The organism is Longimicrobium sp. (genome assembly GCF_036554565.1).
Classification (GTDB): Bacteria; Gemmatimonadota; Gemmatimonadetes; order Longimicrobiales; family Longimicrobiaceae; genus Longimicrobium.
Genome location: NZ_DATBNB010000802.1, coordinates 1 through 26,005, shown reverse-complemented (window position 1 = coordinate 26,005; position 26,005 = coordinate 1). Strand labels below are relative to the sequence as shown.

Annotated in this window: 23 protein-coding genes; 8 read left to right on the top strand and 15 right to left on the bottom strand. The window is 69.2% G+C overall.

The window, feature by feature from the left end; all coding sequences use genetic code 11:
* From VIB55_RS22715 to VIB55_RS22680, 8 genes are all read right to left on the bottom strand, one after another.
* A partial coding sequence (locus VIB55_RS22715; protein WP_331878961.1) for an Ig-like domain-containing alpha-2-macroglobulin family protein occupies window positions 1-2,778 on the bottom strand: 2,778 nt, incomplete at its 3' end.
* Window positions 2,779-2,921: 143 nt separating this feature from the next.
* Entirely contained in the window at window positions 2,922-3,635 is a 714-nt protein-coding gene (locus VIB55_RS22710; protein ID WP_331878960.1) for a hypothetical protein, read from the bottom strand.
* A gap of 53 nt (window positions 3,636-3,688) precedes the next feature.
* Window positions 3,689-4,354 carry a hypothetical protein gene (locus VIB55_RS22705; protein WP_331878959.1) on the bottom strand — a complete coding sequence of 222 codons (666 nt, stop codon included), beginning with the start codon at window positions 4,352-4,354 and terminating at the stop codon, window positions 3,689-3,691.
* Window positions 4,332-4,994 carry a hypothetical protein gene (locus tag VIB55_RS22700; RefSeq protein ID WP_331878958.1) on the bottom strand — a complete coding sequence of 221 codons (663 nt, stop codon included), beginning with the start codon at window positions 4,992-4,994 and terminating at the stop codon, window positions 4,332-4,334. The genes VIB55_RS22705 and VIB55_RS22700 overlap by 23 nt, the downstream gene beginning before the upstream one ends.
* A gap of 6 nt (window positions 4,995-5,000) precedes the next feature.
* The gene (locus VIB55_RS22695) at window positions 5,001-5,342 is read right to left on the bottom strand and encodes a hypothetical protein (protein ID WP_331878957.1); all 342 of its coding nucleotides are present in this window, start codon (window positions 5,340-5,342) and stop codon (window positions 5,001-5,003) included.
* Window positions 5,339-6,226 carry a hypothetical protein gene (locus VIB55_RS22690; RefSeq protein WP_331878956.1) on the bottom strand — a complete coding sequence of 296 codons (888 nt, stop codon included), beginning with the start codon at window positions 6,224-6,226 and terminating at the stop codon, window positions 5,339-5,341. Before VIB55_RS22690 ends, VIB55_RS22695 begins: the two co-directional genes overlap by 4 nt.
* 57 nt (window positions 6,227-6,283) lie before the next feature.
* The gene (locus VIB55_RS22685) at window positions 6,284-6,730 is read right to left on the bottom strand and encodes a hypothetical protein (protein ID WP_331878955.1); all 447 of its coding nucleotides are present in this window, start codon (window positions 6,728-6,730) and stop codon (window positions 6,284-6,286) included.
* Window positions 6,727-8,367: an XAC2610-related protein gene (locus VIB55_RS22680; protein WP_331878954.1), complete on the bottom strand. Its 1,641-nt coding sequence runs from the start codon at window positions 8,365-8,367 to the stop codon at window positions 6,727-6,729. The genes VIB55_RS22685 and VIB55_RS22680 overlap by 4 nt, the downstream gene beginning before the upstream one ends.
* A 446-nt stretch (window positions 8,368-8,813) precedes the next feature.
* Between VIB55_RS22680 and VIB55_RS22675 the strand changes: the two genes are divergently transcribed.
* Both VIB55_RS22675 and VIB55_RS22670 read left to right on the top strand, forming a co-directional pair.
* Window positions 8,814-9,362 carry a GrpB family protein gene (locus VIB55_RS22675; protein ID WP_331878953.1) on the top strand — a complete coding sequence of 183 codons (549 nt, stop codon included), beginning with the start codon at window positions 8,814-8,816 and terminating at the stop codon, window positions 9,360-9,362.
* Window positions 9,363-9,512: 150 nt separating this feature from the next.
* Window positions 9,513-11,534 (top strand): TonB-dependent receptor plug domain-containing protein, encoded by a 2,022-nt coding sequence (locus tag VIB55_RS22670; RefSeq protein ID WP_331878952.1) that lies wholly within the window; start codon window positions 9,513-9,515, stop codon window positions 11,532-11,534.
* 86 nt (window positions 11,535-11,620) lie between these two features.
* On the opposite strand, the gene VIB55_RS22665 is transcribed toward VIB55_RS22670, so the two are convergent.
* The 5 genes from VIB55_RS22665 to VIB55_RS22645 all read right to left on the bottom strand — a co-directional run bounded on the left by VIB55_RS22665 (window position 11,621) and on the right by VIB55_RS22645 (window position 19,030).
* A complete protein-coding gene (locus VIB55_RS22665; RefSeq protein ID WP_331878951.1) occupies window positions 11,621-12,058 on the bottom strand; it encodes an OsmC family protein in 438 nt (145 codons plus the stop codon).
* A 131-nt stretch (window positions 12,059-12,189) separates the two neighbouring features.
* The gene (locus VIB55_RS22660; protein WP_331878950.1) at window positions 12,190-12,729 is read right to left on the bottom strand and encodes a cupin domain-containing protein; all 540 of its coding nucleotides are present in this window, start codon (window positions 12,727-12,729) and stop codon (window positions 12,190-12,192) included.
* A gap of 86 nt (window positions 12,730-12,815) precedes the next feature.
* Window positions 12,816-13,358: a nuclear transport factor 2 family protein gene (locus VIB55_RS22655; RefSeq protein WP_331878949.1), complete on the bottom strand. Its 543-nt coding sequence runs from the start codon at window positions 13,356-13,358 to the stop codon at window positions 12,816-12,818.
* 554 nt (window positions 13,359-13,912) lie between these two features.
* Entirely contained in the window at window positions 13,913-17,344 is a 3,432-nt protein-coding gene (locus VIB55_RS22650; protein ID WP_331878948.1) for a leucine-rich repeat domain-containing protein, read from the bottom strand.
* Between the two features lie 1,299 nt (window positions 17,345-18,643).
* Window positions 18,644-19,030, bottom strand: coding sequence for a hypothetical protein (locus VIB55_RS22645; protein WP_331878947.1), 387 nt, complete (start codon window positions 19,028-19,030; stop codon window positions 18,644-18,646).
* A 41-nt stretch (window positions 19,031-19,071) separates the two neighbouring features.
* Between VIB55_RS22645 and VIB55_RS22640 the strand changes: the two genes are divergently transcribed.
* A complete protein-coding gene (locus tag VIB55_RS22640) occupies window positions 19,072-19,581 on the top strand; it encodes a hypothetical protein (protein ID WP_331878946.1) in 510 nt (169 codons plus the stop codon).
* A gap of 64 nt (window positions 19,582-19,645) precedes the next feature.
* The gene (locus VIB55_RS22635; RefSeq protein ID WP_349263068.1) at window positions 19,646-20,638 is read left to right on the top strand and encodes an aldo/keto reductase; all 993 of its coding nucleotides are present in this window, start codon (window positions 19,646-19,648) and stop codon (window positions 20,636-20,638) included.
* 75 nt (window positions 20,639-20,713) lie between these two features.
* On the opposite strand, the gene VIB55_RS22630 is transcribed toward VIB55_RS22635, so the two are convergent.
* A complete protein-coding gene (locus tag VIB55_RS22630) occupies window positions 20,714-21,040 on the bottom strand; it encodes a hypothetical protein (protein WP_331878944.1) in 327 nt (108 codons plus the stop codon).
* 253 nt (window positions 21,041-21,293) lie between these two features.
* On the opposite strand from VIB55_RS22630, the gene VIB55_RS22625 reads away from it, so the two are divergent.
* From VIB55_RS22625 to VIB55_RS22610, 4 genes are read left to right on the top strand one after another with little or no spacing between them, the layout of a single operon-like run.
* Window positions 21,294-23,360 carry a M13 family metallopeptidase gene (locus tag VIB55_RS22625; protein ID WP_331878943.1) on the top strand — a complete coding sequence of 689 codons (2,067 nt, stop codon included), beginning with the start codon at window positions 21,294-21,296 and terminating at the stop codon, window positions 23,358-23,360.
* A 49-nt stretch (window positions 23,361-23,409) separates the two neighbouring features.
* The gene (locus tag VIB55_RS22620; protein ID WP_331878942.1) at window positions 23,410-23,844 is read left to right on the top strand and encodes a cupin domain-containing protein; all 435 of its coding nucleotides are present in this window, start codon (window positions 23,410-23,412) and stop codon (window positions 23,842-23,844) included.
* Window positions 23,841-24,545, top strand: coding sequence for a RibD family protein (locus VIB55_RS22615; RefSeq protein WP_331878941.1), 705 nt, complete (start codon window positions 23,841-23,843; stop codon window positions 24,543-24,545). Before VIB55_RS22620 ends, VIB55_RS22615 begins: the two co-directional genes overlap by 4 nt.
* Before the next feature lie 19 nt (window positions 24,546-24,564).
* Window positions 24,565-25,071 (top strand): GNAT family N-acetyltransferase, encoded by a 507-nt coding sequence (locus VIB55_RS22610; protein WP_331878940.1) that lies wholly within the window; start codon window positions 24,565-24,567, stop codon window positions 25,069-25,071.
* Between the two features lie 243 nt (window positions 25,072-25,314).
* Here the strand turns inward: VIB55_RS22610 and VIB55_RS22605 are convergent.
* Window positions 25,315-26,005, bottom strand: a 691-nt coding sequence (locus tag VIB55_RS22605; RefSeq protein ID WP_331878939.1) for a phosphatase PAP2 family protein, incomplete at its 5' end; no start/stop codon positions are given.

Sequence of the window (26,005 nt, the reverse complement as noted above, 5' to 3'; positions counted from 1 at the left end):
GGCGCAGGTGCCCGGAGTTCTCACCACGCAGGTGGCCACCGTGTCGGTCACCCACTCGCCCACCTCGTCGTACATTCCGCCGCGGCTGCGGCGCACGCGGTGCCACTCGCGGCGCACGACCGCGCCTTCGACGGAAACGCCGGCCACGGTGCGCCCGTCGGGTCGGATGGCCGTGACGCCCACGCGAACGGGGGTGCCGGCCGACCAGAAGTAGCCCGCGCCCTCGGGGCGGGCGCCCACGTAGAACTCCGCGGGATGCACGAGGACGGAGGCGACGCCCGCCACCACCTGCCGGTTGGCGTCGGCCACCTCGGCGACGACGGTCACGCGCACGGGGCGGCCGTCCGGCTGCGGGGGAAGCGCCACGTCGAGCTCGCGGTAGCCGCGCGCATCCAGCGTGTCGACGCCGCCGGCCAGCACCACGACGCCTTCCGAATCCTCTTCCCACCACTCGCTTGCGTCGCCCAGGTACCATCCCTCCGTGCCGGGAATCTCCAGCTCCCACGGCGACGCGGGCACCTGCCGGGCAGACCAGCGAACCGGCGCCCGGCCCATGGGCGCGCCGAACAGGTACCGACCGCCCACGGTGGCCCGCAGGCGCTGCCCGGCGAAGCGCGGCTCGGGGGTCGTGGCCACCTCTACCAGGAACTCCGGCGGCCGGTACTCCGCCACCTGGTAGCTGGCGAAGCCCACCTGCCGCCACTCGCCCTCGCGGTGCAGCAGGATCTGCACGCCGTAGTCGCCCAGGGCGGCGTCGGCGGGCAGCCGGAAGGTGTGGTCCGCCGTGCCGAAGCGGCTGAGGGGAACGGTCCGCTCGCGCAGCGGCTCGCCCTGGCGGTCCGTAAAGCGCCAGCGGATGGAGTCGCCCGGCGCGGGGGGCGCCAGCGAGCCCAGCGGACCGTGGCGGATGATGGCCTTGGCGTACACGGGCTCGCCCGGGCGGTAGATGCCGCGCTCCGTGAAGACGGCGCCGGCCGCGGGGGCGCGCTCCTCTCCCCAGGCGCCGTATAGGCCAAAGCGGTAGGGCGAAAGGTCCGGATCGTACTCGCTGATCCCCACCAGGGCGCGGTCCGCCCCCAGCCGCGCGGCGACGTAGCCCTCGATGGGCGGCACCCAGCTGCACTCCTCGCCGCCCGTGCAGGCGGTGTCGCGCGGCGGCGGGAGGGGACGGAAGCCGGTGAGCGTGGCCACCCCCCGCTCGTCGGTGCGGCCCGTGGCCCGCACGGCGCCTGAGCCGTCGTGAAAGGCCACCTCCACCCCGCCCCGCGCCCTGCCGTCGCCCACCCCGGTCACCCACACGACGGCCTGGTCCACGCCCACGCGGGCGTGCACCGCCAGGTCCGTCACCTGCACCAGCGCCAGCGGGTGCCCGCCGCCCGCGGTATCCACCCCCGCGCCGGTCACCTCCACCAGCATCAGCGTGCCGCCGGGGCCGCGCCGCGCGTCGGGGGCGGCCAGCGCCACCCCGGTGACGGAGCTGCGGTCGCGCTCGCTGCGCACGGGAATGCGGCGGCGGGCGGCGCGGGGCCGCAGCCGCGTCCACACCTCGTTCCATCCGCCCCAGCCGCGGCTCAGCAGGCGTCCCTCCAGCGAGTCGGGAACCGGGACGACGGTGACCTCCAGCGTGTCGACGTTCACGTGCTGCACGGCGAGCGTGCGGAAGCCCTCGCGCTCGATGACCAGCTTGCCGTGCGGATGCACCACGGAGGGGGGCACCGCGGGGGTGGTGAAGGCGATGCGCGCCGGTGTGCCCAGCCGCTGTCCGAAGATGTCGGTGAGCGCCGGGTCTACGGTGATCGTGTAGTTGCGGCGGGGCTGCAGCCGTCCCTCCAGCACCCAGCTGGCCTGTTCGGCGGTGGTGTCGCTCACCACGAAGGGCCGGTCGCGGTCCAGGCGCACGTAGCGAAGCACGTCCGCGCCGCGCACGGGGGTGGAGAACTCGATGACCGCGGGTCCGTAGTGGCAGTTGTACTCGGGGCAGCCGCCCTCCACCACGCGCAGGGGGCCGTGGGTGGCGAACGGCCAGCGCACCTCCTGGGCGTCGCCCATTCCCACGGGAAGCACCAGCTCCCCCTCGCACCCCGGCGGAAGCGGGCGGGCGGGCGCGAGTTCCACCACGCGCCGCATTTCGTCGCCCGCCGTGCTGCCCGTGCTGCCGAAGAACCGCAGCCACTCGGGGTCGCCGCTGCCGATGGGCCGCGTGCCGACGCCGCGCAGCGCCACCGTCCCGGCCCCTTCGCACGCCTTGCCCAGCTCCAGCCGGCCGGCGGCGGCCAGCGCAGCCGGCTCCACTCCGCTGCTCACCATCACGAAGAAGCGGGGCTCCGGCTCCAGGTACAGCGGCTTCGCGTGGGGGCCCACGGGGTAGCCCGTGAGGATCCGCGCGGTCTGCACCGTGAACGAAAAGCGGTGCGGCCGCGGCAGGCGCGCACCGTCCATCGCGGCGAAGCCGTTGTCGATGGTGACCGTGTACGTGGCGCCGGGGCGCAGCTGTGCGGCCGGGGTAAAGCGCAGCGTCACCGGGTCGCGCCACTCCACCTTTCCTGCAACGGCGGGCTCGATGCGGAAGAGCGATTCGGCGCTGACCATCTCCTCCAGCCCGCCCGCCACGGGCCGGTCGAAGGTGACGGTGACCACGTCGAAGGGCTGCGCGGCGGAGTCCGGCGCCGTGCGCAGCACGCCCAGCACGGGGCCGGTCTGGTCCGCGGACTCGGCGCGGAGCACGAACACGCCGGCAAAGCCGGCGAGCGCGGCGAGGAGGGCAGATACGCGGCGCATGGGGAGAGGAGAGGCGGGAAGTGGGGGCGGACGACGGGTAAGTAGAAGATAGTGCGCGTCGGTTCCCGCGGGAACAGGAGTCGGCGCGCCGGACGGGCGGGTGGACTGGGCGAAGCACGCTCCGCCGGACCACTCGCCCGGGACTACATGCGCAGCGTGTCGAGCACAGTGGTCATGCGAAGCCCGCTCTCGGGATGCCGCGGATCGTATTCCACCGTCCCCAGGCTGTCACCCGCGACGCGGAACCGAACGTACCACGGGGCCTCCGTCCCCTTCAGCGACTCGCGTTCCAGCTCCAGGCCCATGAGGCACGAAGCCACGAGGACCCTGGCTTCCTTCACCACCCGCATCGCGGAATCGGCGGCGAGCCAGGCGAGGTGCATCTCCTGGCCCGAGCCGCAGAAGCCGATCTTGCGGTCCCACCGCGACGCCTCGATCGAGCGGACCAGGAGGTAGAGCCGCCCATCGGGGCCCCACCGCCGGTCGAGCAGCTTGCTGTCGGCGTTGTCCAGGTGCTTCAGGTAGCTGTCGAGCCGAAAGGGCTGCCACCAGTCCTGGTCCGAGACGATCATGATGGGGTCGGTGTCGCTCCCCTCCACCATCGCCGTGTCTCCGGGGGCGGCGGCGGCGCTCACCTGGACCACGGCCATGTCTCCGGCATCCACGGCGCTCACCGGCACCACCGCCGTGTCTCCGCCGGCGTGTGCGGCGCTCACCTGCACCACGGCCGTGTCTCCGGGTTCGGGCGCGGCCGCCTGTCTGTCCGGAGCGGCTGTGCGGCACGCGGCGACGCAGCTCGCGGCGGCGGCGGCGGTGAGCCAGCGGTTCAGGCGGACGGGCGATCGGTGCGGATTCATGGAGTCGTGCGCTGGTGGCGATCGTCTCAGGACGGTTGCTGCAATCTCCGGCGTCACCCGAGCTCCTCCATCCACGCGGCGTACAGCACCTGGAAATCGATCGAAGGGAACAGCTCACGGTTCACGCGAGCGAGCCAGCGGCCGTCCACCCGGTCCAGGCGAACGACGCGAACCGCTCCAGGGAAGCCGTCCGGGTACGGTCCCCGGTCCACCCGGTAGAGAACGTGCGCCACGGAATCATTCTCCACCACCTGGCCGATCACCTTGCGGACGCCCGGCGCGGTGGCGATCTCGAAGTCCAGCGTGCCTCCCCAGGCCCCAAGGGCGAGCGCCACGAATCGTTCGGGCGGGAGAGCGGCCAACTCGGCGGCCGGCCCAAGGCCGGGGATCAGGCCAAGGGCGATCGAGTCGTCCCGGGTTACGCTCTCGGGATCGGGCAGCCGGAGTTCGCGGCTGCCGGACTCGTCGTCCCCGGCGGGCGGAGGGTCCAGGCCGAGCAGGTGGCGCTGATACCTCGCCGCGGACTCCGGTGTGAGCAGCGCCGCCGCGGAATCCCACTGCCGCGCGGCCATCGCGTCGAACAGTGCCTGCACGGTTTGCGCGGGGGTCGCCTGCGCCGCGGCGGCGGCGGGCGTCAGGAGCGCGGCGGCAGCGAGCAGCAGCCTCCGCGCGAGCCGTGGCAGGACGCCGCCGCGGTCACTGCGCGGAATCGACGTCATCCGTGGGAACCTGGCGAACGTGGAGCGCGCGGACGGGCCGAAGCAGGTTCCAGGTGGAGACGACGTGCCAGTGGCCATCCACGCGCCGCAGGCTCAAGACGTCCATCTCGTCGAGCCCGTCCGGATCGCCCACGTCCCCCGCCCCGGGTTCGCGGCGCATGAGGACGTGCGCGGTGGAGTCGTCCTCCATCACCTCGCCCAGGATGCGGTTGGCGGGGCCGGTGAGCAGTTCCACGTACGGGTTGTCCGACCAGGCCTGCAGGGCGAGCGCCACGAACCGCGCGGGCGGGAGCGCGGCGTGCTCGCCGATGGTGCGGTAGCCGGGAAGCAGCTCTACGGCGGCGGTATCGTACACCGGCAGCCGGGCCGAGGCCATCGTCCACACGGGGGTGGTGTCGGCGCGGAGCTCGCCCGTTCGCCTGCGGTCGGCCTCCGCCGCGGCGAAAGACAGCTCGCTCTCCTGGTACTGCGCGGCGTCGCGTGGGTCCAGGAGCGCCGCGGCGGCCTCCCACCGCCCCGCGCGCAGCGCGTCCAGGAACGCCTCCGCCGTCTGCAGGGGGCTCGCCTGCGCCCGGGCGGCGCCGGGCGCGAACAGCGCGGCGGCCATCAGCAACGCCCGCGCAACCCGCATTCTTCGCAACAATGTCTACTCCGAGGTCGTGGGGAGCGCCACCGAATCTTCGTTCAGCCACAGTGTGGCTCCGAACCACAGGGGCTGCACGTACAGGTTGTCGCGGTAGTACAGCTCGCGGAGCAGCCGTCCGCGGCGGTCGTACAGGCGCACGTAGCCGTCGGAGTTGGAGCCGTCGCCCGGCGGCCGCATTTCGAACATCCGGGAGTTCAGGTTGCTGTAGCGCTGCACGTAGTACCGCCGGTTGGGGCTCCACTCCGCGTCACCGGAAGGCGTTCCCCATCTCCACAGGTACAGCAGCCCCAGCCCCGCCACGCCCACGGCCGCGAGCGCCAGGCGCTTGGCCTTCGGGCTCATTCCGCTCCTTCGGCAGGCAGGGCCACGGGCGGGTGAGGGCGTCCATCGTACGAAGACGCCTGCAGCGGGGCGGCCCGCCCGCGCAGCCGCCGGCCCGCGTACCATGCCATGGCCGCCGCGGCAGCCGCCGCGATCACCAGGAGAAGGGCCCGGTCCACGTACGGCAGCATCGCCAAGAGCGTGGCCGGGATCACGCCGACCCCCAGGAGCAGCATGCCGGCCACGAACGGCCTCCACAGCCCCCAGACCATGCAGACCGTCGTCGCGAGGACCCATGCGGCGCCCGCGAACACCCACGCCGAATGCTGCACCGCCGCGCCCACCCTGTCCCGCACCCGGCCGGTGAACAGGGTGTAGCCCACCAGGAACAGGTCCAGCGCCAGGAAACACGCCCCGGCCAGGAGCACGAGCGGGATTCCGCGCACCAGGGGTCTCCGCATCGAGTCGAGGGGATCCAGCGTCGTGCGGGGGATGTCGATAGCAGGGGGGTCCCCGCCGAGGACGTCCCTGAACACCACCTTGGAACCGACCCGGATGTCACCCCACTCCGGCGACTCGCCGCCCGGGCCGCGGATGCCGACTCCCCAGGAAATCTCGTGGTCCCGGTGCAGGTCCACCACGGCGCTCTCCGCGAGCTTCCTGAACGGGGCGGTGTTCTCATGGAGTACCACGTATGCCGGCGCCTGCATCGGGCCGTGCACCAGGAGCCAGAACCGGCTCGGCGGACGGAAGTCCAGGCGCAAGGTTCCGTCGGGGCTCACCACCGTCAGCCGCTGGCCGTCGCCGCCCATGAGCCAGGCGCCGCAGGCGGTGTAGAACGCCGCCAGCAGGAGCACCATCCAGCGCCATCGCGCGGCGCGGGAGCGGACGCGGAAATCTTGCATGACCAGGGCTGGGGATGCGGAGGTGTGCGTCGTCGGGGACGGGAAGAACCGGATGCGTTACGCCGAGCCGGCCGACCTGCGCATGCCCCACGCGGCCAGCGCCGCGGCGATCTGCAGCGGCCCCATCAGGCACAGGGCCAGGGCCCCCGCGTCGGGGCCGCCCGCGCCGCTCGCCTCCAGCACCGCCGACAGGGCGAACGTCACCCCCGCGGCGGCGAGCATGGGCCGCACGCTCACGCGCCAGCTCGGCACCACCGCGCAGATGCCGGCCGGGATCCCCGCCGTGAGCGCCACCAGCACCGACAGCACCGCCACGATCGCGTCGGGGGAATCGTGGCACCCGCCCATCTCCGGATCGCACGGGCCGCCGCCGCCCTGGGCGATGATCAGGGTGAACAGGAAGATCATGCAGACCACGAAGTACGCGGCGAAGCCCCAGACGGCGCCGAGCACCACGCGATCCGCCTTCGCCATCACGGAGCGAAACTCCGGCCCGTCGTTCATCGGGGTTCCGGCTTTGCGGGCTCTACCCGCCGCGACACCTCCACCATGCGCTTGTTCCTCCACTCGCTGACCGCGCGCAGCGTCCGGCTCTGGTCCCGCGACCAGGGCTCCCACACCTCGTTGCGCACCATCACCAGCTTGTCATCCACCCAGCGGAAGGTTCTCAGCTCCCCGGCGCAGCAGCTGACGTGGATGTACTGGGTGAGCTCGCGGCGCGCCCGGACGGGGACGAGCTGGTTGTCCGCGCGAAAGAAGTCGAACGCTCCGGTCGCCGGGTTGAAGAGGTAGTAATTGAAGCTCTCGTTGTGAACGCCGCCCATCGTGACCACCGACAGGTCCTGGTATCCGTCGAAGTTCAGGTCCTGCAGCTGGATGGGCGTGCCCGTGGACGTGCCGTCCTCGAGTTCGAAATACTGGGGCTCGCGGCTGCCGTCCCGGGGACCGGCGCTCACCCCCACCGGTACGCCGTACTCCACCACGAACTCGAACCGGTAGCGTGGAAGGGCCGGATGGATGCGGGCCACGAAAACCGCCGGCGGCGGCCCGGCCGCGTACGTCGCCGGATCGCACGGGTGCTCCCGGCCCCGCGGGGGAGCCCCGCCGCCGCACAGGAGCCGGGCCACGCCGTTCTCCCACACCACGGGCACCTCGGTGGGGACGGGGCGCTCGCCGATTCGCCACCCCGCCCCGAACTCGCAGACACCGAGCACCGTGCCCGCGCCGTCGATGGCCGAGGCTACGCACGAGCGGGTGCCGGGAACCCCCTGGAGCAGCCGGACGCCCCGCCGCCCCCACAGGACCGCGAACCGCTCGGGCACTCCGTCCTCGTCGTGGACGGTGAACCAGCCGACCACCTCTCCATGGTCGTTCATGGCCGCGGCGTGGGCCGTCCCGTAGCTGCCGGTGGGGCGCGGGTTCGGCAGGGTGCGGGCCGCGCCGCCCGACCAGATGAACGGGGTGGCGCCGTCCCGGTAATCGTAGCCGTTGGCGAGGATTTCTCCCCGGTTGTTGATGCCGACGGAGCTGTGCCAGTCGATCTCCCCCCCGCGCAGCGTTTTGGGCAGACGGCGCATGCCCCGCCGGGACCACACGCCCGCCGCGGGGTGCGAGGCGACGACCTCGCCCCGGTCGTTGATGCCGGCCGGCTCGAAGGGCATCTCGTCCGGTTCGGGGATCAGGACCAGCGCTTCGCCCGCGCGCCAGACCGCCGCGCGGCGGCGCCCCTCGTCGGGGTAATGCAGGCCCGCCACCTCTCCGGCGTCGTTCACGGCCACGGGCGTGAACCCGGCGGGCAGCGCGTGCAGGGCCCCGTCGCGCATGCGGACGAAGCCGCGCACGCTCCCCATCTCGCCGATGGTCCCCACGACGTTTCCCGAGCGGCTGACGGCCCGCACTTCGCTGGGCTCGCCGACGCCCAGGAAGCGCAGCGAGCCCGCCCGCAGCAGCACCGCGCGCTCCTTGGCGTTCCCCGCGACGGTCCCGTCGGCGGCAAAGCCCACCCCTTTGACCGGTATGGACACCCCCGCGGGCGGCGTGGACCCACCGGAGGCCACGGCCCCGGCACTCGGCTGCCACGCAAGGGCGAGCCCCACGGCCAGCCCGGCCACGGACGGGCAGAAAGCGGATGCTCTATGCATCAGATGGAGACGCGGAAAAAGGTCGGAAACGCGGATGGCGGGCGGCACGTACGACGCAGAGGCCGGGCGGCACCTGTCGCTGTCCGCCCGGTGCGGTAGGATAACAGGGACCGTGCACTTCAGCAATCATTTGTCGCGGTGAATTGGGCCCGGATGTGAGTGGCTTCCAGAACGGGGCGCGACCCGCTTTTGTTTCACTCCGGTGGGCCGAACGAGCTACACAGCTGGCGCGTGATCCCACGCCTCCTGCATCGTACGCCCAATCTGTCATCCAGAGGCCCGAGCGGATGGCCCGAGCCTCCCCGGGCGAATGAATTCGCGGCAACGACCACACGAAGTCCACCTGCGTGGACTGGCCTGCTATCGTGTGGCTTCTGGAACGGAGCGCGCCCGAAGTTCTTACACTCCGCTAGCCCCGACGAGCAACACTCGAGAACCCTGGATTCATGAAAAAAGTAGAAGTCGTTCCGCACGATCCCCGGTGGAGAGATGCGTTCGAGTCGGAGGCGGAGCGCATCGTCGCCGCGCTCGGGCCGAACGTCTTCGCCATCCACCACATCGGCAGCACGGCGATCCCCGGCATCCACGCCAAGCCCGTGATCGACCTGCTGGTGGAGGTGGATGACATCGAGGCGATCGACGCGCGAGGGTCCGCGATGGAGTCGATCGGCTACCAGGTGATGGGCGAGTTTGGCATGCCGGGCCGCCGCTACTTTCGCAAGGACGACCGGGATGGAACCCGCACCCACCAGGTGCACGCGTTCCGGGCCGGCTCCGGGGAGGTGAAGCGCCACCTGGCGTTCCGCGACTACATGATCGCTCATCCCGCGGATGCGGAGCGGTACGGCGAGCTGAAGCGGAAGCTGGCGGAGGAGTACCCGTGGAGCATGGACGGGTACGTGGAGGGCAAGGACGGCTTCATCAGGGAGATGGACCGCCGGGCAGCGGAGTGGCGCTCGGCGCCCAGGGACGGGTTGCTCGGAGGCCCCGGCTGACTCCCGGACGGGTACGAGATCGAGAGGCTGCGCGAATGGGCACGCGGAACAGGATGTTCACGGCCGCGAGTCGCGCAGTCGGCTGGCGCGGGATTCGCGCGACCACAGGTACGCGTCGCCCAGGCTTGTTCGTTTCACTCCGCTGATTCCATGCACCGCTGCCGTCACTCCGTTCCCCCCAGCGCACCGGGCACCCGCCGGCGCCTCCTCCTGCGCCCGATTCGCCTGGCCGCGGTGCTCGGCGGAATGAGCGGAGGCGCCGTGTCTGCCCAGGAGCGCCCCGACACCGTCGCCGCCGTGGGGTTGAAGGCGGTGATCGTTTCCGTACCGGCCGTCCCCGTGGTGGTGGGGGGCGCCGGCGCCATCGTGGCAGATGCGGACTCGCTCGCGCTGCCGGCCGCGCCGACGCTGGCGCAGGCGCTGCGCCGGATTCCGTTCGTGGGCGTGCGCGAAAATTCTCGTGGCGAGGTGGAACTGTCGGTGCGGGGCTCCGAGTCTCGCCAGGTTGCCGTACTGATGGATGGAATCCCGATCTCGCTGACCTGGGATGGGCGGGCCGACCCCTCGCTGGTGCCCGCGGCCGGGCAGCTGGTGCTGGTGCGCGGCCTGGCGTCGCTGCTGCACGGCCCGAACACGCTCGGCGGCGTGGTGCAGGTGCGCTCGCCCGTGGGCCAGGCCGCGCCCACGCTCCGGATGAGCGCGAACCACGCGGGCGCGGTGTCGGGTTCGGGGCAGGCGGGCATGTCGGCCGCGGTGCGCGGGGGCAGGCTCTCACTCTCGTCCTCCGCGGGCGTGCGGCGGCGGCTGGGGCACCCATTGCCCGCAGACGTCGACGATCCCGGCGCCACCGGCGGGCTTCGCGCCAACAGCGACGTCGAGCAGGCGCAGGCGTTCGTCGGCGCGCGGGCGGAGGGCGGCACGGGCGCCTGGGCCGGCGCCTCGCTGAGCGTGCTGCGCGGGTCGCGCGGCGTGCCCCCGGAGCTGCACCTGCAGGAGCCGCGGCTGTGGCGCTACCCGGAGACCGCGCGCTCGCTGCTGGTGCTGTCCGCGGGCGCTCCGTCCACCTGGCCGGCGCGGGTGGAGGCCAGCGTGGGGGTGGATGCCGCCACGACCGAGCTGGAGCAGTACGCCGACCTCGCGTACGATGCCGTGGAGACGCGCGAGCGGTGGCGGGACGGCACCGTCACGCTGCGGACGACGGCGGAGCACGCGGCGGGGCCCAACGCCACCCTGCGATACGCGTTCACCCACGCCGACATCCGGCACCGCGAGCGGGTGGACGACGACCCGTTCGCGCGGTACCGCCAGCGCCTGTGGAGCCTGGGCGGCGAGGGCGAGCTGGCGGCCGGCCGGCGGATGCAGGTGACGGGCGGGGTGGTGCTGGACGCCGCCGACACGCCGGAATCCGGCGACAAGCCGGCGCTGGGCTCCCTCCGGGCGCTCGGGATGCGGGCCGGCGTGAGCGCCCAGCCGGGTGCATCGATGCGCCTGCATGCATCGGTAAGCAGCCGCGCGCGCATTCCGTCGCTCCGCGAACTCTACTCGGGGTCGCTCGGGCGGTTCGCGCCGAACCCCGGGCTGCGGCCGGAACGGCTGCTGGGCGCCGAGGTGGGCGCGACGGCGGCGATTGGCCTGGTGAACGTGCAGGCGGTCGCGTTCCGCCACCAGCTGTCGGATGCCATCGTCCGCACGGCCGTGGGCGACGGACGGTTCCGGCGCGAGAACCGCGACCGCATGCGGAGCGCGGGCGTAGAACTGCTCGCCACGTCCCGCCATCGCGCGCTCTCCCTGTCCGCCGACCTGATGCTGCAGCGGGTGAGCATCCTGGATCCCACCGCGCCGCGGGGGCAGCGGCGGCCGGAGAACATGCCCTCTGCCCGGGCGGGCCTCGACGCGCGGCTGGACCTGCCGTGGAGCCTGCGCGCCCGGAGCCACGCATCGTACGTGGGCGCGCAATGGTGCCTGCACGCGGAGGAGGAGCGGATGGTTCGCCTCCGGGAGGGGACGCGGCTGGACGGGGGGCTGGAGCGCGAGTGGATGCGCGGGCGAGGGCGTCCGCTGCGGATCAGGCTGTCGCTGGACGTGGAGAACGCCACCGACGCGGCCCTCTACGACCAGTGCGGGCTTCCCCAGCCTGGCCGTACGATGCGGATGGGAATCGAGCTGAGCTGATTGCCACGGCTCCGCGAAGCGGCAGGTGGCGGACCGGCGGTCCGCGCAGCCCGCGGACGGGCTGCGCGGAGGCGCCGGCTGATGGCTCAGGAGGCGAGCTGGGCGTCCAGGGTGATCTCGGCGTTCAGCACCTTCGACACCGGGCAGCCGGCCTTGGCCGCCAGGGCGAGCTCCTGGAACTGTTCCGCGGAGATGTCCGGAACCTTGGCGCGGAGCTCCAGGCGCACGGCGGTGATCGTCCAGTGCACGCCCTGGCTCTCCATGGTCAGCACCGCCTGCGTGCTCAGCTCCTCGGGGGGAAAGCCAGCGCCGGTGAGCTGAAAGCTGAGCGCCATGTTGTAGCATGCCGCGTGCGCCGCCGCGATCAGCTCCTCGGGGTTGGTGCCCGCGCGGCCGTCCTCGCTCTGGAACCGCATGGAGGTGGAATACGGCTGGTCCTTGAGCGCCCCGCTGAACGTGCTGATCGTTCCGGAGCCCTCGGCCCCGGTGCCGTTCCATACCGCACTGCCTCTGCGCTTGAGCATCTCGTCCGTCCGGTAGTGATGGTGTTCTGTCTGGCTGGACCGGATAAATCCAGGGTTTGGTGAACGACGGGGCACGGAGCAAAACGCGCTCCCCGGCCGAGCGCGTCTGACTCGTCAGCGGCCGGCGGCGCTCATCGGTACACCATGTGGTGACGGCGATTCAGCGCGGCGAACTCCTCGTCCGTGGGCGGGGGCCTGGGGTCGCCCGGCGCGCGTCCGATCCCCCGGAAGTAGTCGCCCGTGGATGGGTCGGCGAAGATGGCGAGGAACGTGGCCGGCTCGCTCCCGGTGTTCTGAACGCCGATCCAGGTGTTGGGTGGAATGAACACCGTGGCCCCGGCGCGTGCCTCGGTCTGCCGGTCGCCCAGCGTCACCGTGACCGTTCCCGCATGGATGAAGAGGATCTCCTCGTCGTGCGTGTGGCGATGCACCGGCACCCCCGTGCCCGGGGGCAGCACCTCCGTGAGCATGAAGAGGTGGCGGGACCCGGCCACCTTCGGATCGACCTTGATCCGCGTGGGAGATTGGCGCCGGCCCAGGTAGTACAGCTCGCCCTGGTCGGCCGCGAGAATCGTCCCGCCGCCCGCCGGAGCGGGAACCGGTGGTGTAGCGCGAGTACAGGCGACGGCGGCGGCGAGCACGCCTGCGCAGCCCAGGATCACGTAGCGCATGGGAAACCTCGAGGGTGCGGGGAGCGGGGGGGGTTGGCCGGGCACCCCGGTGGGATCATCTGAGCGGCCCCGGCCCGGGAACGGCGTCAGTTCGGCCAGGCGAGGCCGCATCCCGTGGCCTGGTAGGTGTCGCTGATGTTCAGGAGCTTCCACCGCCCGCCGCTGCGCACCAGGTGAAAGGCGTCGAAGCCGCAGTGCGTGACGGTGGTGTCGCGCCGCACCTGGTATTCGGCCCAGACGGTGGCCAGGTTGCCGCTCACGTGCACCACTGGATTGCGGATGGGCTCGTCGATCGCGGGCTGGTTGGGCTGCGTGACCGCGGTGATGAATTGGGCGCCGGTCATCACCACCACCCGCGTTCCCCCGTCCCGCGTCGGCCGGATGAGCGTCAGCCGCGTGAGCGAGTCCACGTGCTGGTTCATCGCGGCCACGTCCTTGGCCCGCAGCGCATCCATGAAGCTCTGGATGCTCGCGAGCACCGCCGCCTGCTCCTGCTGCGTGGTTTCGCGCGCACCGCCCTGTTCGGCCGCCGGCGTGGACGAGGGCGACGGCGATGGAGATGGTGACGTCTGCGGCTGGCAGGCCGCGAGGAGCGGGAGCAGGAGGAGAGACGGAAGCAGTTTGCGCATGGGTGTGTGTGGGTACAGGGGATTGATCCGCCCCGCTCTAAGGACGGCAGCGAGCGGCGAGCCTCCGCCGACCCAAGCGAAAGCGCTGGTAGGTGGACCGACCACGCGCATGCGATAATGGTGTCACAGACATCCACTCGAAGGTGGGCGTGCACGCGAGTGTGCAGCACGCGCTGCCCGCTCCTGAACGTGAGCGGACGCACGCGCAGGTGCAGTTCGTGGACCAAGCCGAGTTCCAGTAGGTTGTGCACGCCGCTGCAGCCCATATGGATGTCCGGCCGGGCTGCTGTTCAGCGCGCGCACCGACGTGAACGGATCGTCGCGGATGACGGTCGTATTGCGCAGGATGCGCTACTAAAGCCTCTATGAAACAACGTACTGCGTCAGCGCACCTCCTGGATTGGGCGGAGACCGTACCGTACGAACGGCCCGCTGGCATACACACATCGACGCACTACCCCGCACGTCTTGCAGGACTCGCCGTCGTTCTGAGTGCCCGGCCCCTCGCCCTCGCGAGGAGCGTAGGACGGATTGATTCGTCTCTTCTTCCGCGCTCATCCTTTTGGCCTTCTGCTCGCCCGAGTGCTCCCAGTACTATCAGGAGCGTTCGGCGGCAACGAGAGAGCCGCCGAGGCATCGGCAATCTGGTCCGGGATCGGGGACTGCAGCGCATCATAGTGGCTCGGGCATAACCAGAGATAGTCGCCGGTGTAAGTAGGGTGGCGCTTGAGGCCCAGTCGCGTGTGGTGCGGGTCCTGTCCACGCAGAAACGCGTGGAGCCCGAGTAAGCCGGCACGCTCATCGTGGGTGAGCACGGTCGCTGGCGTCTCATCCCGGTCGAGAACAGGAAGCTGCCGCAGCAGCTTGTCAGTACCTTCCTTAGCCAAGTCAACGTGGTCCTTGAGCCCGGCGCTGTCCACAGTCGCGGAGCCGAAATAGAGATTGACTGCCGGAGCGACGAGCGGTACGAGGGTCTTAAGCACGCCCACAACAAAGTTCGCGTAAGGCGCGACCGTGGACAGCCATTGACGGGTTGCTTTGAACTCGTAGACGCCAGCTCCCGGGCCGACACTCTCGTCCAGATACGCGGGGTGCTGGCACCCTTCCGCCTCGCACCATAATACCAGCCGGTAGGCGGAAGTGAACAGCCGCCCAGGAGACAGGCGTTTCCAGCCGCCAATCGGCTCAATCGTGAACAACCGCGGCCCCTCCCGTGCCTCACTCGCCATCGCTCGCATGATGGCCATTACGTGGTTGTTCAGGCGGCTGCCCAATCCCTCAATAGCACGCTCCAGATCCGACAGCCCCACCTCCAGCTTTTCCTCAATCCGCCTGAGTTGCACGCGCGAATCTTCCTCCTCGAATCCGAAAAGGAGTTCTGTAATAACTTGACTGCTCCGGCAGGTTTGACATCGAATCCGCTCGTCCCCCTCATTCAGGAACTGGCTGAGCGCATTGAGGCCGAAGAGGCCCGTGCATCGTCCGGCGCTGGGTGTGCCGTGGCAGGGCACGGCGAAATGGTACTTGTCCTCTAGGCCTGGCCAGTTGTCCGTTATGAGCTTCTGCAGCGTCTGCCGTAGCACGTTCATGAAGTACTCGGGCCAACTCGCCTGCACGAACATGTGGAAATCGCGGCCGTGCAGTTCCAGCAGCGCCTCGCCATGACTGCCGTTTCTCAGGAACATGCCCCGATGCCAGTGGAGTCGGTGGTGGAGGCCGTCTAGCGTGGTGGCCTCTATCGCATACGCGTGAGTGCGAACAATCATCCAAGGCACTAAACCGGGAGGGCTCTCGTCCATCACGCATACCAAACTGATACGGCGCTCGCTCGGGCGCGGGAGCAGGTCCGCCGTCCATGGCAGTTCAGGTCGAATCTGGGGAACGTGTTGGGCTACGAGGCTCGCGGTCCCGCTGTCAAGCCGGTACGAGACGTCGTATTTCTGCATAAGGCGCAGAAAGAACGGATAATGACGCGGATCGTACCTTGGTTCGTGCGTGAAAGGATGGTTGAGCCACACGTCCGGCAAGCGACTATCCGGGAGAATACCCTCCATGTCCTGAGTGATGCCGTCCTCCAGCACGAAGCCAATCGCCTTAGTGAGCCATTCGGGCTGAAGGATCACGTCCTCACGCAGGTGCTCGTCGTCGGCGTAATAGACGATGTACCCCAAGTCGTTCAGCAATATAGCCAGCGTCTTTGCAGCTACAGGGGTAAGCCCTATAGTCCCGCACACGTCAGTGAGCCGGCCAAAGGTGATGTGCGGCTCGGTCTGCCCAATAGCAAGCAACTCATCCCTGGCGTTCTTCCACAGGCTACTGAACGGCACTCCCATCTGCTCCAGGTCCTGCGCCGCTTGGGCAATGAGCGCCCGCAACCTCACGATCCCCACCTTCTCGCGCGTAACGGGATCATCCGTCAAGCTGTCCACCTCGTGGAACCCCACGATCATGCTCCCGTACTCGCGCTCCAGCATGGGCTTGTCGATACGGGCGATTCGCTCCCCAGTACGACAGTGCGTCGAAACAATGATGACGCGTGCGCTCTCACCCACCCTCAGCCGGATCAGGTTGAGCCACTCCTCCACCTGTCCCTGGTGCGCGCCCATCCGGGGTTCCCAAACAACTAGGTAGGCCGCGCGGTGGCTGAAGAAGAACTGGTGCGTTACGCGGTAAACTTCCTGCCCGCCGAAGTCCCAAGTATTAAACTGAATGGACACGCCGGGCTGGGAGGGATGCGGAATATGGAGCGCTTCGACTTCAACCTCTACCCCGTGGGTCGTTGGCTCGCCCCTGACGGGCACCTCGCCGGAGAGCGCCTTGCGCAGGGTGGTCTTTCCCACGCCGCCTTCGCCAACCAACACGAGCTTGGCCTCGTACAGTGGTTGGGCATCCTCAAGGCTTGCCAGGTACGCCCGCAACTCGTTTAGTCCAGCCGCATACGCGCTCTGAAGCGCGGAATTAAGGGGATTGCTTTCGAGCCAGAGTTGCTGCAGCCGCCCTAACTTCGCGAGTGAACTCGGCACATGTGTGAGCCGATTGCTATCCAGCGAGAGCTGCCGGAGTTCTGAGAGGTTGCCGAGCGTTGCCGGAATGGCGGTGAGATCGTTGTCAGACAGAGTGAGCACCTGCAGCCGCAAAAGTTTTCCGATGCTCTCTGGAAGCTGCTGCAGGGAGTTCCCAGCTAAGTCCAGCACGCGCAGCTCGGTAAGGTTCTCGATTTCGTCCGGAAGTCGCGTTAGTTGTCCCTGTGCCGACTCGGAACGGACTGAGTTGATGCTCAGCGTCTCCAGCGCTGTCAACTCACACACACTTAAGGGGAGTGTCTTGAATCGTGTTCCACTGAGGGATAAGCTAGTCAGCCTCGTCAGCATGGCTATCTCGTCCGGCAATGCCCGGAGGGGAGCATCGAATATGTACAGACCTTGCAAGGCGAGTAGCCGTGCAATCTCTGCCGGTAGCTCGTTGAACGGCCCGCTTAATGAAAGTGACTCGAGATTCGTTAGTTCCCATACCTGATTAGGTATTCCGTCAAACTCGTTACTGTTGAGAAACAACTCCCGAAGATTCGAAAGGCTGCTGAATCCCGCCGGCAAACGCTTGAGCCTATTTACGTTGATCTGCAATTTCTCGAGTCCGCGCAATTTGCAGATGCTCTCCGGGAGCGATGACAACTGGTTGCTCCTCAAATCGAGTCGCTTCAACTCGACAAGATCTGCAATTGAACTCGGGACCGACCTGAGGCGATTGCCGCTTAGATCTAGCTCCAGTAGGCCGCTGAGACCACCGATTGAATCCGGGATACCGTTGAGGCGGTTGGCGCCAAGCTTCAGCACCCGCAACTGATCCAAGTCCCCGATCTCCCTCGGCAGAGACTGAATACCGCGGCTGGACAGCTCCAGCGTGTGCTGGCCCGTACGCTTAGCCTGCTGAATCACCGAACGTAATTCGCGCTCGGTTATCGATAGCGGTGAGTTTTTTTGTGGCATTGCTTGAGACTAAGTTCATGGAACTAGCGAGGAGAGGAAGGTAAACTGCGTCGAGCCAGTTACGCACGCAAGCGCGGGGATCGTTGCAGACGGCGAGACATCGTGGAGAAACGCATCGCTCTCGCCGTACTTCGGGGACAGGTGTGTGAAAGTCCAGTGCAGCCATCATAGGCGACAGGTTCATCATCAGTACATAACGAAAGAAAAGGTACGGCTGCACCCATTGCGCGGTCGACCCAAGCCTTTGGCGCGCACCACCCGAGCAAGCGGGCAGCTCGCCCAACTCCCGCCTCCCCAATCACGCCCTGCCTGCGAAGTCGCGCAGGGGCTACGCTCCAGATGTTATCTCATCGTAGCCATCCCGATGGTGTCGCGCGCACCCGCGTGCCCAAACGAGCCCCACGCCGCGAATCCGGCAAGCGGCGCCCGCATCGGCAGGATGTCTTCGCGGGGCCCGCTCCGCCGCCAAGCGCTCGCCATCGGTCAGGACGGCGGCGATAGAATCGCGGAACTGCAGCAACTCGCCCGAACTTCAGTGACCGGAGCCCTCCTCGGGGTAGTTAACGATATGGCGGTGTCGCGCGAAGGAGCGTTCACCGGCTGCTCAGGATGCGCGTCCATTCACGCATGGTGGCCCGGCCGCAGTCCGCTACCGGGTGGCGCCGGTAGAAAGGCGAGGTCACCGAATGCGCACCGCGTTCGCGCAATCGAACGCGATGCCCGCGTCACCGCTTAGGCCCACACGCGTGGTGCCGCGCGTTGATCGCTGCCCCACCTCGGTCCACCAGCATGCGTGAACGTCGTGTTTACGCCCAGCGCAGCCGGAACTGGCGACTTCGCGTGCTGCTGTGGGGCTGGCTGTGGAGGTAGGCTACTCGCTTGGCTGCGCCTGCTGTGGCGCGCGCCGCGTGTGCTCATCAGCTACCGTAAGCGCTACGACGCGAGCGCAACGCCGAGTTGTTCCACGGCGTTGACACGCGTTCAGTGCAGCGTGCCCCGCGCCGGCCCGCCATCTCCCCCACCGCCACGATCACCGCCTGCACCTCGCTCCGCCGCTCCCGCATCCCGGTGAGCCGCACGCTGCGTTCGTCCTCGGGAGCGTACGCGCTCACGAAAGGTATAGAGCTGTCCGACATTGCGCCGCGGGAGGGTCTGCCCTACGCTGTGCGGCGGAACCGCAACGACGACATCCGCGAGATCGAACATGCTGCGAGCAGTTTCCCTTAGCCGGGCAGCCGGCTTCGTCATCAGCCTTTTCGCTGCCCCGGTGGCCGCGCAGCAGGCGGATAGCGTGCGGCCCTACTCGGTGGGCAATCCGCTCGGCATTCCGGCCACCGTCACGCCCGGGCGGGAGTTCGAGGCGATCTCGTCCAGCGTGAAGGTGTTCGGCGCCATCTTCTCCGCGGAAAGCTGCTCGTACGACGCGGAGCGCGGGGTGATAGTGGTGCCGAACCGCGGCGTTCCGCAGAACGTGCGGGCCAACGACGCCTGGGTGTCGTTCATCAACCACGATGGATCGGTGCACACCGCCCGCTGGATCGGGGTGCAGGGCCAGGCGGAGCGCCCGAGGCTGACGCCGGCGCTGGTGCTGAACGAGCCGTACGGCAGCGATATCGCGCGCGGCATGCTGTACGTGGCCGACCGCGACGGCGGCACCCGCGCGGACGAGCCAAGCGTGGCTGTCATCCGCCGCTTCGATCTGCGCACCGGCGTGCCGGCCGGCGAAAATGCGGGTGGAGGGCGCGCCCTGGCTCAACGACATCGAGGTGGCGGACGATGGCGTGGTCTACGCCACGCAGACCGGCGACTTCGGCGACAACCCGGACCCGGCGTCGTGGCGGGTGTGGAAGATCGCGTTGGATGGGACGGCATCGGTGTTCGTGCAGGGGGCGCCGCTCCGCCAGCCCAACGGCGTCGCGATCGATCCGCAGGGCAACGTCGTCGTCGCCAACATGGGCAACCCCGAGGTGCTGACGTTCTCGCCGGCCGGTCGGCTGGTGAAGACGGAGAATGCGGCGCAGGCGGGGAGCGACGGCCTCGTCATCATGCCCGACGGGACCAAGTACCTGAGCAGCGTCACGCTGGGCGGCGTCTCGCGCATCCGCCCGGGCACGCCCGCCGAGCTCATCGCCCGCAACATTCCGAGCGCCGCATCCATGTGCTACGACGCGGGCGCGAACCAGCTCGTGATTCCGATGAATCCCAACAACGGCCTTGCGTTCGTGCCGCTGCAGTAAGCGGCGTCAGCAGGCGTTTGATACAGAGAACGAGAGCCCGACGATGAGTGGAGAAAGTACGGCGCTGCAGACGCGCACGCTGGGGCGCAGCGGCCTGGAAGTTTCCGCCCTCGGCCTCGGCTGCATGGGGCTGAGCTTCGCGCTCGGGCCGGCAGTGGAGAGGCAGCAGGCGATCACGCTGATCCGTGCGGCGGTGGAGCGTGGCGTAACGTTCTTCGACACGGCGCAGGTCTACGGCCCGTTCACCAACGAGGACGTCGTGGGCGAGGCCCTGGCGCCCTTCCGCGAGCAGGTGGTGATCGCCACCAAGTTCGGCTTCGATTTCGACGCCGATGGCAAGCCGACGGGCGCGCTCGACAGCCAGCCCGCGAGCATCCGCCGCACGACCGACGATTCGCTCCGGCGGCTGCGCGTGGAAACCATCGACCTGCTCTACCAGCACCGGGTGGACCCGCAGGTGCCCATCGAAGAGGTCGCGGGGACGGTCAGGGAGCTGATCGCGGAGGGGAAGGTGCGGCACTTCGGCCTGTCGGAGGCGGGCGGGCGCACCATCCGCCGCGCGCACGCCGTTCAGCCCGTGACCGCGCTGCAGAGCGAGTATTCGCTGTGGTGGCGCGAGCCGGAGGAAGAGATCCTGCCCGTGCTGGAGGAGCTGGGGATCGGCTTCGTTCCCTTCAGCCCGCTGGGACGGGGCTTCCTCACGGGAAAGATCGACGAGAGCACCACGTTCGACAGCAACGATTTCCGCAACACCGTCCCGCGCTTCTCTCCCGAGAACCGCAAGGCGAACCAGGCGGTGGTAGACCTGCTGGCGAGGCTCGCGGGGGAGAAGCAGGCCACGCCCGCGCAGGTGGCGCTGGCCTGGCTGCTGGCGCAAAAGCCGTGGATCGTGCCGATTCCCGGCACCACCAAGCTGCATCGGCTGGAAGAGAACCTGCGAGGCGCCTCGGTGGAGCTGACGCCCGACGACCTGCAGGAGATCGAGAGCGCCGCCGCGCACATCACCGTGCAGGGCGCGCGTTACTCCGAGAACTCGCAGAAGATGGTCGACCGCTGAGCGCCGCGGCGGGAGACGAGGATCGCGGCGGCGGGAAACGTCCAACTCCGCCGACGACCGTCATCCGGTTGGAGATCAGTAGATTACGGCGACCGTGAACATGTCGTTCACGTCGGTGAGCGTGCCGTCGCCGGCGACCAGGCCAATGTGCACCGGACCGATGGTACCGGGGACGGTGAAGAACGTCGTGGGAAAAGCCATGTGCGTGCTGGCCGCGTTGGCCCAGATCTGCATCGTCGCCAACGTGGTGCCGCCGAACTGCACCTGTACCGTCAGCATGGTGTTGGGGCTCTTCGCGTAGGCGGAGCCCGACACCGCGATCAGCAGGGACTCGTTGCCGGGCCAGGTGGTTTGCACATCGATGGGCAGCGGACCGGCGTGATGAACCATCACTTTGGACATGATTGAAGCTCCTTGCGGAATTATGAAGGATGAACTGCATCGCAAAGGATAACTCCGCCTGCCCCGATAACCTAATTATTGCGCTTTTTTCGTGTCCCCCTGCGGGCTGAAACTACTGCCCTGCAGGGAGGAACGAGGGATGCGCCGCGGCATTTCTACCGATTTGCAGCGGCAAAAGAGATCCTTTGCCGCAGCGAAAAGGAAATGCAATCGCCCGTCGCGATCCATACCATTCGAGCTGGAGGACTTCGAGATGTCGATGATCACCAACGCGCTGCCCACGGGCGTCGCCATCGCCTTCGCCCTGGGGATCGCCGCGGCGGCCCCGCTGCGGGCGCAGGAGGTCATCCCGGGCCTCGATGCCGCGGGGATGGACCGCTCCGTCCGGCCGGGCGACGACTTTTACCGCTACGCCAATGGAACGTGGGAGCGGCAGACGACCATCCCCGCCGACCGGGGCGGCGTCAGCGCGTTCGCCATCGCGGGCCGGCGCGCGGACGAGCAGCTTACCGCGCTGGTCCGGGCGGCCGCGGCGGCGGAGGCGCCGGCGGGCTCCGACCTGCGCCGGATCGGCGACTTCTACGCCGCCTTCGTGGACACCGCGGCCATCGCGGCCCGGGGAATGGCGCCGCTGCAGCCGCTCCTGGCGCGCATCGAGGCCATCAATGACCGCGGGGCCCTCGCCCGCTTCATGGGCGAAACACTCCGCGCGGACGTGGACGTCATCAACGAAGGCGACCTCTTCACCGACAACGTCTTCGGGCTCTGGGTGGACCAGGACTTCAACCAGCCCACCCGGAACTCCGCCGCGCTCCTGCAGGGCGGGCTCGCCATGCCCGACCGGAGCTACTACCTGGACCCGTCGCCCAGGATGGCGGACATCCGAAGCGCCTACCGGGCCCACGTCGCGCGCATGCTGACGCTCGCCGGGGTCCCGGGCGCGGCGGCGAAGGCGGACTCGGTGGTCGCGCTGGAAACGCGCATCGCCCGTTTTCACGCCTCGCGCGAGGACACCTGGGACGTGGTAAAGGGGAACAACCACTGGGCAGTCGGCGACCTCGGCGCCCTGGCGCCCGGGCTGGACTGGAACACCTTTCTCTCTGCGGCGCAGCTGGCTGGCCTGGACTCCATCGTGGCGTGGCACCCCGGCGCGATCCGGCGGATCTCGGCGTTGGTGGCGAGCGAGCCGCTGGAGTCGTGGAAGGCGCTCCTGGCCTACCACGCGGTGGAGCACCGGGCCGCCGTGCTCCCGGCCGCCGTGGACCGTGAGGCGTTCGAGTTCTTCGGAAAGACGCTGGGTGGCACCCCAGAGCGCTCCGGCCGCGAGCGGCGGGCGGTGCAGGCCACCAGCGCCGCCCTCGGCTTTGCGGTGGGACGGGAGTACGTCCAGCGCTACTTCTCCGCCGATGCCAGGGAGCGCGCGCGAGAGATGGTGGCGGCGATCATCCTGGCGTTCGACCGGCGCATCGACTCGCTCGATTGGATGGCGCCGGCCACCCGGGCCGAGGCGAAGGCGAAGCTCCGGACCATCCGTGTCAGCGTGGGATACCCGGATCGCTGGCCGAGCTACCAGGGGCTGGACCTGCGCGCCGACGATGCCTACGGGAACGCGGAGCGGCTGGAGCGCTTTGCGTACCGCCAGGCGCTGGAGAAGCTGCGCAGCCCCGTGGACCGCGACGAGTGGACCCCCACGCCGCAGCAGGTGAACGCGTTCAACATGCCCGCCATGAACGCGCTCAACTTTCCCGCGGCCATCCTGCAGCCGCCGTTCTTCGACCCGGCTCGCCCCGACGCCATGAACTACGCCGCCATCGGCGCCATCATCGGCCACGAGGTCAGCCACAGCTTCGACGTCATCGGCGCGGCCTTCGACAGCCAGGGGCGGCTTCGCAACTGGTGGACGCCGGAAGATTCGGCCCACTTCAGCGCCGCGACCGCCCGTCTCGCCCGGCAGTACGATGCCTATCGCCCGCTGCCGGACGTGGCGATCAACGGCACCCTTACCCTGGCCGAGAACATCGCCGACCTGGCCGGGCTGGCCGCGGCGTACGACGCGTGGCGGGCCTCCTTGGGCGGCCGCGAGGCGCCGGTGGTGGGCGGGCTCACGGGCGACCAGCAGTTCTTCCTGAGCTTCGCGCAGACCTGGCGCACGAAGTATCGCGAGCCCCTCCTCCGCCAGATCATCCTTACCGATGGCCACTCCCCGGGCCCTTTCCGCGCCCTCACGGTACGGAACCTGGATCCCTGGTACCATGCGTTCTCGGTCCGGCCCGGAGAAACCCTGTACCTTGCGCCGGAGGAGCGGGTGCGGATCTGGTAAACCCCGGGCCTGCGCTCCAAACCTTGCAGCTGAAGACGTCGAGATGTCGATGATCACCCACGCGCTGCCCGCAGGCGTCATCGTGGTGCCGCCGGGGGATGGCCGCCACTATCCCTGCGGCCCCATGCACAGCGTCTTCCTGGCCGATGGCGACGAAACGGACAACCGGTACTCCGTATCCATCTGGTGGGTAGACGCGGGGCGGCCCGGGCCCGGCGCCCACTCGCACGAAGGCAACGAAGAGCTGTTCTACGTGATCGAGGGAACCATGACGTTTCTCGTCGGCGACCAGCACGTGGACGCCGCCGCGGGCACCTTTCTGCGCATTCCCGCCGGCGTGACGCACGATTTCGAGAACCGCACCGCCAGCCGCGCAGGGGCGCTGAACGTGTTCATCCCCGGCGGATTCGAGGCGAACATGCCCGCGATCGTCGACTGGTTCCGCGCGGCGGACGCGGCTGGGCAGGCGCAGGTGGGCCGATGACGGCGGCATCGCGTCCGCGCGTGATCTGCCACATGATGGCCTCGGTGGATGGGCGAATTCTCACCGACGGCTGGCCGCAATCCCACGAGGGGCGGCGGCAGTACGAAGTGGTGCACGAAAGCTACGAGCCGGATGCGTGGCTCTGCGGCCGCGTGACCATGGAGGCGCACTTCGCCCAGGGCACGCGCTCCGGCGCCCAGGTCGCGCGCGAGCACGACGGCGCGCCGCGCGAGGACTTCCGCGCGCCGGGCGAGCACGAGTCGTTCGCCTTCGCGGTGGATTCCAGCGAGCGCCTGGCGTGGGACACCAACGACATCGACGGTGACCACGTGGTAGCGATCCTCTCGCAGCGCGTGTCCGACGAGTACCTGGCGTTCCTGCGCGAGCGCGGCGTCTCGTACATCCTGGCGGGCGCGCGCGAGGTGGACCTGTCGCACGCGCTGGAGAAGGTCGCCTCGCGCTTCGGCGTGCGGACGCTGATGCTGGAGGGCGGCGGCAAGATCAACGGCGGGATGCTGCGCGCGGGGCTGGTGGACGAGGTGAGCGTCCTGCTCGCGCCCGTGGTGGATGGACGGATGGGAACGCCCGCAGTTTTCGACTTCACCGACGACGATGCACCACGGTACCGGCTGGCGCTCGACTCCGTGGAGCGGCGCGCAGACGACGTCCTCTGGCTGCGCTACTGCGTGGAGCCGTGGTAGCCTGATGACTGTCCATCCCATGCAGCGATCCGACACCGCCACCCTCGTCCGCCCTGCGACGCCCGCGGACGTCCCTGCCCTGGGCCGGCTCGGCGCGCTGCTAGTCCACGTGCACCACGCGTTCGACGCAGGGCGATTCATCCCGCCCCCGCCGGACATCGAAGCCGCGTACGCTGATTTCCTCGGGGCGCTACTGGACCAGCCGGACGCCGTCGTCCTGGTGGCGGAGCGGGATGGCGACGTGGTCGGCTACACGTACGCGGCGATCGAGGGCACCGACTTCCTGGCGCTGCGCGGGCCGGCCGGCGTGCTGCACGACCTCGCGGTCGACCCCGCCCATCGCGCGCACGGCATCGGCCGCATGCTGGTGGATGCCACGATGGCGGCGCTCCGGGCGCGGGGCGTTCGCCAAGCCGTGCTCTTTACGGCCGTGCAGAACGAAGCCGCCCAGCGCCTGTTCGCGCGCGCCGGCTTCCGCCCGACGATGATCGAAATGACGCGCGAGCTGGACGACGAGGTTCGATAAGGCTCCTCGCATGCCTCGGATGGCCCCTCCCCCGGCCCCTCTCCGCATGCTGCGCATGCGGAGAGGGGAGAACTGCACGGAGCACCGGGCGCGCCGCATGCTGCAACCCACAACCCGGCAGGCCAGTCCACGCAGGTGGACATCGTGTGGTTGTTGCAGCGAATTCATTCGCCCGCATGCCTCGCACGCTCGACTACGCGTGCAGTCCGCGCATGCGGACTTTGTGCTGTTCCAGCCGCGACTTCAGTCGCCCCCGGCGGGGCCCGCCGGCGCGGGTTCCTCCACCGGGTCTGGGCCGGCGGCGGCGGGGGTGGCGCGGGGCGACGGCTTGCCCGCCCGGCCGTACGCGATCTGGCTGAGCCCCAGCACCCATCCCAGCGACGCGCACCATCCGGCCGCCACGTCCGACGGATAGTGCACGCCCAGGTACACGCGCGAGAAGCCCACCAGCAAGGTGAACGCACCGCCCACGATGATGGGCCACCGGCGCCACCGCGTGGGCCACGCCAGCACCGCCAGCGCGGCGACGAGCGCCATGCTCCCCATCGCGTGCCCACTGGGAAAGCTGTACGTGTGCTCCGGCGCAGGTGAGGGAGAAAGCCACAGATCCGGCCGGTCGCGGCGGAAGAACAGCTTGGCGCCCTGGTTCAGCGCGCCCGTGCCGGCCATGGCCACGGCAAAGAACAGCGCGTTGCCGCGGCGGCGCACCACCAGCAGCGCGATGAAAATCACGAACGCTAGGGGGATCACCCCGTAGGAGTACCCGATGTCGCTGACGAAATCCATCGCGGCGTCGCGGCCCGGGGTGCCATGGGCGTGTGCCCAGCGAAGGATCGGTTCGTCCCACGCCAGCCCGCCCTCGTCCCATACGTCCTCGGCCAGCACGCCGAAGATGGCCAGCGGCAGGCCCACCAACGCGAACAGCGTGAGAAGG

What these genes read in the sequence shown, in the direction of transcription:
- VIB55_RS22710 (WP_331878960.1), bottom strand. Translation starts at nt 3,635, where the DNA reads ATGAATCCGCACCGATCGCCCGTCCGCCTGAACCGCTGGCTCACCGCC.
- VIB55_RS22705 (WP_331878959.1), bottom strand. Translation starts at nt 4,354, where the DNA reads ATGACGTCGATTCCGCGCAGTGACCGCGGCGGCGTCCTGCCACGGCTC.
- VIB55_RS22695 (WP_331878957.1), bottom strand. Translation starts at nt 5,342, where the DNA reads ATGAGCCCGAAGGCCAAGCGCCTGGCGCTCGCGGCCGTGGGCGTGGCG.
- VIB55_RS22690 (WP_331878956.1), bottom strand. Translation starts at nt 6,226, where the DNA reads ATGCAAGATTTCCGCGTCCGCTCCCGCGCCGCGCGATGGCGCTGGATG.
- VIB55_RS22685 (WP_331878955.1), bottom strand. Translation starts at nt 6,730, where the DNA reads ATGAACGACGGGCCGGAGTTTCGCTCCGTGATGGCGAAGGCGGATCGC.
- VIB55_RS22680 (WP_331878954.1), bottom strand. Translation starts at nt 8,367, where the DNA reads ATGCATAGAGCATCCGCTTTCTGCCCGTCCGTGGCCGGGCTGGCCGTG.
- VIB55_RS22675 (WP_331878953.1), top strand. Translation starts at nt 8,814, where the DNA reads ATGAAAAAAGTAGAAGTCGTTCCGCACGATCCCCGGTGGAGAGATGCG.
- VIB55_RS22670 (WP_331878952.1), top strand. Translation starts at nt 9,513, where the DNA reads ATGCACCGCTGCCGTCACTCCGTTCCCCCCAGCGCACCGGGCACCCGC.
- VIB55_RS22665 (WP_331878951.1), bottom strand. Translation starts at nt 12,058, where the DNA reads ATGCTCAAGCGCAGAGGCAGTGCGGTATGGAACGGCACCGGGGCCGAG.
- VIB55_RS22660 (WP_331878950.1), bottom strand. Translation starts at nt 12,729, where the DNA reads ATGCGCTACGTGATCCTGGGCTGCGCAGGCGTGCTCGCCGCCGCCGTC.
- VIB55_RS22655 (WP_331878949.1), bottom strand. Translation starts at nt 13,358, where the DNA reads ATGCGCAAACTGCTTCCGTCTCTCCTCCTGCTCCCGCTCCTCGCGGCC.
- VIB55_RS22650 (WP_331878948.1), bottom strand. Translation starts at nt 17,344, where the DNA reads ATGCCACAAAAAAACTCACCGCTATCGATAACCGAGCGCGAATTACGT.
- VIB55_RS22645 (WP_331878947.1), bottom strand. Translation starts at nt 19,030, where the DNA reads ATGACAGCCACGCTTGGCTCGTCCGCGCGGGTGCCGCCGTCGCGGTCG.
- VIB55_RS22640 (WP_331878946.1), top strand. Translation starts at nt 19,072, where the DNA reads ATGCGGGTGGAGGGCGCGCCCTGGCTCAACGACATCGAGGTGGCGGAC.
- VIB55_RS22630 (WP_331878944.1), bottom strand. Translation starts at nt 21,040, where the DNA reads ATGTCCAAAGTGATGGTTCATCACGCCGGTCCGCTGCCCATCGATGTG.
- VIB55_RS22625 (WP_331878943.1), top strand. Translation starts at nt 21,294, where the DNA reads ATGTCGATGATCACCAACGCGCTGCCCACGGGCGTCGCCATCGCCTTC.
- VIB55_RS22620 (WP_331878942.1), top strand. Translation starts at nt 23,410, where the DNA reads ATGATCACCCACGCGCTGCCCGCAGGCGTCATCGTGGTGCCGCCGGGG.
- VIB55_RS22615 (WP_331878941.1), top strand. Translation starts at nt 23,841, where the DNA reads ATGACGGCGGCATCGCGTCCGCGCGTGATCTGCCACATGATGGCCTCG.
- VIB55_RS22610 (WP_331878940.1), top strand. Translation starts at nt 24,565, where the DNA reads ATGCAGCGATCCGACACCGCCACCCTCGTCCGCCCTGCGACGCCCGCG.